The organism is Pseudonocardia xinjiangensis (assembly GCF_012911925.1).
Lineage (GTDB): Bacteria > Actinomycetota > Actinomycetes > Mycobacteriales > Pseudonocardiaceae > Pseudonocardia > Pseudonocardia xinjiangensis.
Window position 1 is genome coordinate 21008 of sequence record NZ_JAAXKY010000101.1, and the last position, 7367, is coordinate 28374.

Consider the following 7367-nt stretch of genomic DNA (forward strand, 5'->3'; position numbering starts at 1 on the left):
GTACGTCGATGTCCCGCTCTAGGTTGTGCCGGTGATCGAGCGTCTGTTCCGCGTGTCCGAGCGCGGCTCCACCGTCGGTCGTGAGCTGCGTGGCGGGCTCATCACCTTCGTGACGATGTCCTACATCATCGTGCTGAACCCGTTGATCCTCGGCAGCGTCGCCCCGGACGCACCGGGTGCCAAGCCAGACGCGTTGGGCCACGTCCTGGCCATTCCCCAGGTCGCGGCCGTCACCGCGCTGGTGGCGGGGGTCATGACCCTGTTGTTCGGGCTCGTCGCGAACTATCCGTTCGCGATCGCGGCCGGTCTCGGGATCAACACGCTGCTGGCCGTCACGATCGCCCCGTTGATGAGCTGGCCGGAGGTGATGGGTCTGGTCGTGGTCGACGGGCTGATCATCGTGCTGCTCGCCGCCTCGGGCTTCCGGACAGCGGTGTTCAACGCCGTCCCGCCGGAGCTGAAGGCCGCGATCGCCGTCGGGATCGGGTTGTTCATCGCGTTCATCGGGCTGGTGGACGCCGGCTTCGTGCGGCGCATCGCCGACGCGGCGGGCACCACGGTGCCGGTGGGGCTGGGCATCGACAACTCGATCGCGTCGTGGCCGACGTTCGTGTTCGTCATCGGGCTGCTGGTCACCGGCCTGCTGGTGGCGCGCGGGGTGCGGGCCGGGATCCTGATCGGCGTGGTCATCACCACCGTGATCGCGATCATCGTGGAGGCGATCGTGCACGTCGGAGCGTCGGCGGGCACCAACCCCAAGGGCTGGGCGCTGTCGGTGCCCGAGCTTCCCCACAGCGTGTTCAGCCCGCCCGACCTCTCACTCGTCGGCGCCGTGTCCTTCGGGGCGTTCGTCCACCTGGACCTGCTGACGGTCGTGCTGCTGGTGTTCACCCTCGTGCTCGCCAACTTCTTCGACGCGATGGGCACGATGACCGGGCTCGGCCAGCAGGCCGGGGTCGTGGGCAAGGACGGCCAGCTGCCGGGCGTCGGCCGCGCCCTGATCGTGGAGGGCATGGGAGCCGTCGCGGGCGGGGCGGCGTCGGCGTCGTCCAACACCGTGTTCGTCGAGTCGGCGTCCGGGATCGCGGAGGGTGCGCGGACTGGCCTGGCCAACGTGCTCACGGGCGTGCTCTTCCTGCTCGCGATGTTCTTCACACCGCTCTACTCGGTGGTGCCCATCGAGGCCGCGGCCCCGGCGCTGGTGGTGGTGGGTGCACTGCTGATGCGCCAGATCACCCAGATCGACTTCGCCGAGTTCCGGGTGGCGCTGCCGGCGTTCCTGACGATCGTCGTCATGCCCTTCACCTACTCGATCGCCAACGGGATCGGGGCGGGCTTCATCTCCTACGTCGTGCTGGCCGCGGCCACCGGGCGGGGCCGCTCCGTGCACCCGCTGATGTGGGTGGTGGCGGTGGCGTTCGTCGGCTACTTCGCGGTGGGCCCCCTGGAGGCGCTGTTCCGCGGGTGAGGCGCTTGCGACCTGAGGAGAGGTTAGGCTAACCTCTGCTTGTCGCTTCGTGGTGGGAGTGACGCGTCAGTTCGGGACTGCAACGGGGGTCCTGGCCATCCGGTCAGGACCCCCGTTGCAGCTTCCGGCGCGGTGCCCGCCCCTCGTCAGTAACCGTAGATGCGGACCCAGTCGACCTCGAGCTGCACACGCTCGGGCGTCGTGTCGTCGAGCGGCGGGATCCAGTCCTTGCCGTACGGGCCGATGTCCTGCTGGATCGCGAGGTGCATCGGGCGCGGCGGGATCGTCTTCGGGTCGCTGCTGCGGAAGATCTCCTGGCCGTCGATGAAGCCCGCCACGTGGTCGGGGCCCCACTCCACCGCGTAGTTGTGCCACTGGGTGAAGTCACCGACCGTGGTGGTGCCGATCTGGCTGTTGTCCTCGCTGTAGTGCAGAACGAAGTGGCTCTCGTTGCGCGCCCCGTTGGGGATCTCCATGAAGTTGATCTCGCCACCCTCCGGCCAGTCCTCGGCGTCCGGCCAGAGCAGGATGACGGCGCCGTACCCGACGCCCTGCTGGGCCCGGGCGCGCACCTCCCAGCGTCCGTGCAGCTGTCCCTGCGTCCAGGCCATGCCGGCGGAGGAGTAGCCGTGGCTGGTGATCTTCATCGTGCCGTCGTTGACCGTCACGTTGTCGGGGTCGTGCCGCCCGACCCCGCCGGTGGTCTCCCCGGTGTAGAGGCTCCAGAGCGCGGGATCGATCTTCGTGCCGTCGAACTCGTCGTTCGTCAGGAGCGGCCAGTTGTTGCGGACCGCCGCCTCCGTGTCGGACCGCGTGCCCGGGTCGAGCCTCGACTGCCCCTGCGGGCGCAGCGGGTCGCGGGTGTCGCGGCCCGCGTCGCTCGAGGCGGCCGGTGCGTCGCCGTCGCTCCCGCCCTGGCCTCCGACGACAACTATCAGCACGCCCACCAACGCAGCCACGGCGGCGATCGCCGCCACGACGATGACTGTCCGGTGCCAGTCACGTGGCGGGGGCGCGGATGGTGGGTCGGGCATGGACAGCTGTTGCGTGTCGGGCACGGGGAGAACCGTAGGGTGCAGGCACTGTGCGGACGCTGAGAGGGTCCGATTAGCGAATTTCCGTCCCATTTGTCCTGTTCATGACGGCCCGTCCCCGGGTCACCGCCAGGAGAACATCCGGCGTAGCAGCTCGCGGATCGAGCCCGTGCCCTCCTCCTGCCCGCCGTCGCTGCTGGGGGAGTCCTCGCCGCTGTCGCTCTCATCGGCGTTCTCGCTGTCGCCGCTGTCGTTGTCTCCGCTGTCGGAGTCGCTCTGGCGGTCGCTCGTGCCGTCACCCGTGTCGGTGTCCCCATCGGAGCCATTGTTGGAGTCCCCGCCGGAGCCACTGCCGGAGTCACTGCTCTCCGAGGCGCTGCCGCCCTCGCCGTCGAGGGAGTACTGCCGGACCCAGTCGACCTGCATGGTCGACTCCTTCGGCGTGTCACCTTCCGGGAACCAGTCGAGCTGGATGCACAGGTGCATCGGTCCGGGCGGCAGGATGCTGGTGTCGGTGGTGCGGTACCACTCCTCGCCGTCGACGTAGGCGGTGATGCCCTTCGGCGTCCACTCCACGGCCCAGTTGTGCCACTGGGTGCCGTCGATCTCGACCTTCCCGTTCACCTGCGAGTTGTCCTCGCCGTAGTGGATGAAGATGTCGGTCTGCTGGCGGGAGGGGTCCATCATCTCCATGAAGTCGATCTCGCCGCCCACCGGGAAGTTCTCGGCGTCGGGCCACAGCAGCAGCAACGCGTTGTAGGACGGGTCGGCGGCTGGGGCCCGCACACGGCCCTCCCACCGCCCGTACTTCTGGCCCGGGTTCCACGCCATGCCCGCGGTGGTGCCGGACGAGTCACCGGTGATCGTGAGGATGCCGTCCTGCACCGACACGGCCGACGGCGAGCGGGTGCCGTTCCCGCCGTGGCCGGGACCGTCGTAGATGTCCCACTGCTCGGTGCCCGAGGAGAAGTCGTCCTCGCGGTTGGGAGTGCCCCAGCCGTGGCGTTGCGCCGCCGTGGTGCCCGCACCCGCGCCGGAGCCCGCGGCGGCCCCGCCATCGGAGCCGCCGGAGCGGTTGCCCGAGCCGGAGGCGTCCTCACCGGGCGAACCACTGCCGGAGCTGTCCGCGCCGGACCGGTCCGCACTGATCGAGCCGCTGTCCGAGTCGCTGTCCGAGTCGCCGCCGGAGCCCGAGTCGCCGCCGGACCGGGAGCCGGAGTCGGAGTTGGTGTCGGTGTCGCGTTGTTGGCCGGTGTCGTTCTCGTTGCTGTTGCTGTTGCTGTCGCTGTCGCTGTCCGGATCTTTGCTCGGGGTGTCGTCGCTCGAGCTGTCGTCACCGGCGCCGGAGTCCCCGGAGCCGTCGTTCTCGGAGTCGGAGTCCCCGGAGCCGCCGTCACCGGATTCCTGGCCGCTGCGCTCGGGGTCGCGGCCGGCCGCACCGGTGCGCTCCGGATCGTCGCCGGAGTCCTCCGTGCTGTCCTGCTCGGGGTCGGCCGGCCCACGGTCGCCCGCATCGGGAGCCGGGGCGGGGTCGTCGGCACCACTGTCGGGCCCGGTCGCAGCGGCCCCGTCGGGCTCGATGACCCGGATCGACGGTTCCGAGGGCAGTGCCCCGCCCTGGGCCGCCTCGGTGCCGGGTGCGACGAGGATGACCACCACGGCGATACCGGTCGACAGGTACTTGCGGATCAGCTCCTCGAGCTCCTCGAAGCTCATGACGGGCACTCCTGTCGCATCAGTCCTCCCCGGCGGGGAGATCGGGGGTGGCGGGGGAGTCGGCGGCCACGAGCCACCGGCCGTCCGGCTGGCGGGCCAGCACCACGTAGCGCATGACGAGGTCGACCACGACCGAGCCGCCGGGCGGACCCGTGGCGGTGCCGACCTCGGCCCGGTATCCGCGCCGCACGCCGTCGTGGTCGGCGGCGACGAGCTCCAGCGCCGTCACCGCGGCGGTACGCAGCGAGCCGGGCGGTGGTGGGTCGACGACGACCACGCCGACGGTGCCCGGCGCGGTGCCCGGCACCGCGTAGCCCGCTGCCCGCAGGTGCGTGCGTCCGGTGTCGCCGTTGGTGGTCGAGTGGGCGGTGGCGAGATAGGCGCGGGCCACGGCCTCGGGATCGGTGAGGTCGACGGTCGGGTCCACCGCGGCGGGAGCGTCGCCCCGGCTCACCGGCAGTGCGTCCACCGCGGCCCGGTCCTCCTCGCTGAGGGCCGCGCCGAGCGGCGGGTCGCCCGACGGCGGCGCGACACCGCCGGCCGCGCCGCCCACCAGCACTGCTGCCACTGCGGCCACCACGGCGGCGGCGACAGCGGCCAGCAGCGGCACCCGACGATCCCGGCGCGTCACGGCGTCACTCCCGGAAGCTCACGTGCACGTGGTCGAAGTGGCCGCCGGTGGCGTCGCGGACGTCGTAGACCCCGCCGCCCGTGTAGCGCCTGCCCCATCCGCCGTCGTCCTTGACGCTCGGGTCCCAGTAGCGGCCTTGCCAGATCAGGTACTTCACCCGCAGCGGTTCGGCGTTGGCCCGGAACCAGTCGGCCACGCGCCAGCCCGCGTCCAGTTCCGCGCCCTTCGGGAACGTGCCGGGTGTGGTGGGGAACAGGTCGCAGGCCCGGCCACGGGAGTGGTCGCTGCGTGGGTTCCAGGCGTGCTTGTCCCAGCAGCCGGCCGAATGGATCACCGGACCCCCCGACCAGCTGCCGAAGGCCGTCGCGGCGGCCTCGAGCCCGTGCCGGGCGGCACCGGTGAGGCACCCGTCGCCGGTGGGGTCGGGTGGCCGGCATGCCGTGGCGCCGCCGGTCCACGCCGCCGGCGCCGCCGCCGGGGCCGGTGCGGGCGCGGCCGCGGGTTCCGGTGGCGGCGCCGCGAACCGATCCAGGTTGCTGTGCACCGCCGCGAGGTAGCGCCGGACCACCTGCGCGCAACGTTCGCCGCAGCCTGCCTCGCCCGCGGCAGGCACACCGGTGGCGCTGCCCGTGACCCGTCCGCATCCCGCGATGTGGCAGACCAGCATCGCGTCGAGCGGTGCGGTCGGCTTGCCGGTCGCCTGCAGGTGCGACGTGACGGCTCTGAGGTTGGCGCAGACCCACGGAATCGCGACCCGCAGGTGGTCCTCCGCCGAGAGGACGGATGCGTCGGACGCCGGTGGGTCGGAGCCCCACGTCTGGCCGCCTGCGGCCTCCCAGTTGCGCCGGTTGAGCTGGTACAGCCCGGCCGGTCCGCCCGGGCGCTTCGACTCCAGCTCCGGGTCCCACCCGGACTCCGCCTGCACCTGGGCCACCACCCACAGCGGCGGGAGCTCGGGACACTGCGACGCGGTGAGCTCGGTGATCAGCGGGAGCGACTTGCGGGCCGGCACCGGCACCCGCTCGACGGCCACACCCGACACCGCCGCCTCCGGTGCGGGTGCCGGTGCGGGTGCCGCGCCCAGCAGGAGCAGGCCGGCCAGCGTGGACAGTGCCGCGCGCAGCAGCCCGCGCGCGCGTGCCGTTCGGGCCACCGCTCACTCCGCTCGTCCCGCCGCGACGCCTGCGCGGACGGGTTCGGCCTCGATCTCCTCGTCATCGGGCTCCGGACCAGGAGCAACCCGGGACAGGGGGACCGGCGCGACCGAGCGGGGTGGGGTGAGCAGGACCGGCCGGGGCGGCTCCGGCCGGCGGAGCGGCTCCGGCCGGCTCCGCCGGGGTGCGGCCACCGGTAGGGCGAGCAGGGGTGGCACCGCCCGGCCGAGCAGGCCGGATCCGACCACGCCCGCCGCGAGCGTGCGCAGCGCAGCGGCGTAGGCCCGCAGCGGGCGCGTGAGCTGCTCCGAGGCCTGGGCGAGCACGGCGGCCGCGTCGTCGTGCTGCGGGGCCCGGTCGTGCCACCGGGGGACGTGCGGGAGCACCACGACGGCCGAGAAGCGCTGCTGCAGCGCCGGGAGCGCGGTCTCCGCGGCGTGCTGCTCCTGGTCGCCGGGGCCGAGGGTGACCGCGAGGAGCGGACGCACGCCGGGTCGGGCGCAGGCCAGGGTGGCGGCGCGCCGGAGCGACGGCTGCTCCGCGCGGCACACGACGATGTCGGCCGCGCAGGCGGCCCACTCCTCGAACCGGCCCGCGTCGCGGGCGTGCAGGGCGGCGGCCAGGGTGCTCGTGCCCGACCCCTCGGCGAGCCCGACGATCACGGGCGGACGCACGGCGGTCACCACGCACCCGCCGCACGGGGCTCGGCGAGGGGGTCGTCCTCGGCGAGGGTGTGGTCGTCGGTGGCGGGAGTGGTCGAGGGTGGTGGTGCCGGCTCCTCGCCAAGGATCTCCTCCCCGGCGTCGATCACCAGCCGGGCGCCCTCCAGCGCCACGGGGACGCTGAGCCGGATCCAGGACGACGCGAGGCTGCGCCAGCCGCGCCCGGTGGGAGCCGGGGCGACCGCAGGCGTGCCGGCCACGTCGCCCGACTCCGGGACGTTGTCCGGGCCGCGGTCGCCCACCGAGCGGTAGGGCGTGACCCGGACCCGGACGTCGACGAGCACCCGCCCGTCGCCGTCGGGGCTCACGCGCCCGGGCAGGGCGAACTCCGCGCGCTGGCGCCCGCGGCCCGCCCAGCCCAGGTGTGCCGGGTCGGTGGCGGGGGCCGCCAGGTAGTCCTGCAGCACCCGGCCCCGCCGCTGCGGATCGTCCTCGTCCCAGGACAGGTAGTCGACGGCGAACGCGCCGGCCAGCGCGGCCGCCTCGGCCGGATGGGGCGCGTCGGGCACCGCAGGGGAGGGAGCCTGTCCCCAGGGGTGCTGAGCGGGCTGGTGGGGCAGCGCCGGCCCGGTGGCCTGCGGCGGGAGGGGCACCGGCAAGGCAGGCACGGGAACAGCGGCGATCGGCGGGAAGCCGTGGGGG

6 protein-coding genes and 1 pseudogene are annotated in these 7367 nt (G+C 73.3%); 1 reads left to right on the top strand and 6 read right to left on the bottom strand.

The features are described from left to right. Positions 1-31: 31 nt before the first annotated feature. On the top strand, positions 32-1468 hold the full coding sequence (locus HF577_RS25550) for an NCS2 family permease (protein ID WP_169398488.1): 1437 nt from the start codon (positions 32-34) through the stop codon (positions 1466-1468). A gap of 146 nt (positions 1469-1614) precedes the next feature. Here the strand turns inward: HF577_RS25550 and HF577_RS39405 are convergent, their stop codons facing one another. The 6 genes and pseudogenes from HF577_RS39405 to HF577_RS25580 form a co-directional block, all read right to left on the bottom strand. Further along, on the bottom strand, positions 1615-2526 hold the full coding sequence (locus HF577_RS39405) for a glycoside hydrolase family 16 protein (RefSeq protein ID WP_169398489.1): 912 nt from the start codon (positions 2524-2526) through the stop codon (positions 1615-1617). A 99-nt stretch (positions 2527-2625) separates the two neighbouring features. Then, positions 2626-4218: a glycoside hydrolase family 16 protein gene (locus HF577_RS25560; protein WP_169398490.1), complete on the bottom strand. Its 1593-nt coding sequence runs from the start codon at positions 4216-4218 to the stop codon at positions 2626-2628. A 19-nt stretch (positions 4219-4237) separates the two neighbouring features. Beyond that, the gene (locus tag HF577_RS25565) at positions 4238-4849 is read right to left on the bottom strand and encodes a hypothetical protein (protein WP_169398491.1); all 612 of its coding nucleotides are present in this window, start codon (positions 4847-4849) and stop codon (positions 4238-4240) included. A gap of 4 nt (positions 4850-4853) precedes the next feature. Next, positions 4854-6002, bottom strand: a complete 1149-nt coding sequence (locus tag HF577_RS25570; RefSeq protein WP_169398492.1) for a hypothetical protein — start codon at positions 6000-6002, stop codon at positions 4854-4856. 3 nt (positions 6003-6005) lie between these two features. Next, positions 6006-6686, bottom strand: a complete 681-nt coding sequence (locus HF577_RS25575; protein ID WP_211174815.1) for a hypothetical protein — start codon at positions 6684-6686, stop codon at positions 6006-6008. Further along, positions 6683-7367 (bottom strand): annotated as a pseudogene (locus HF577_RS25580) (hypothetical protein); the annotation flags it as partial. The gene HF577_RS25575 and the pseudogene HF577_RS25580, both read right to left, overlap by 4 nt.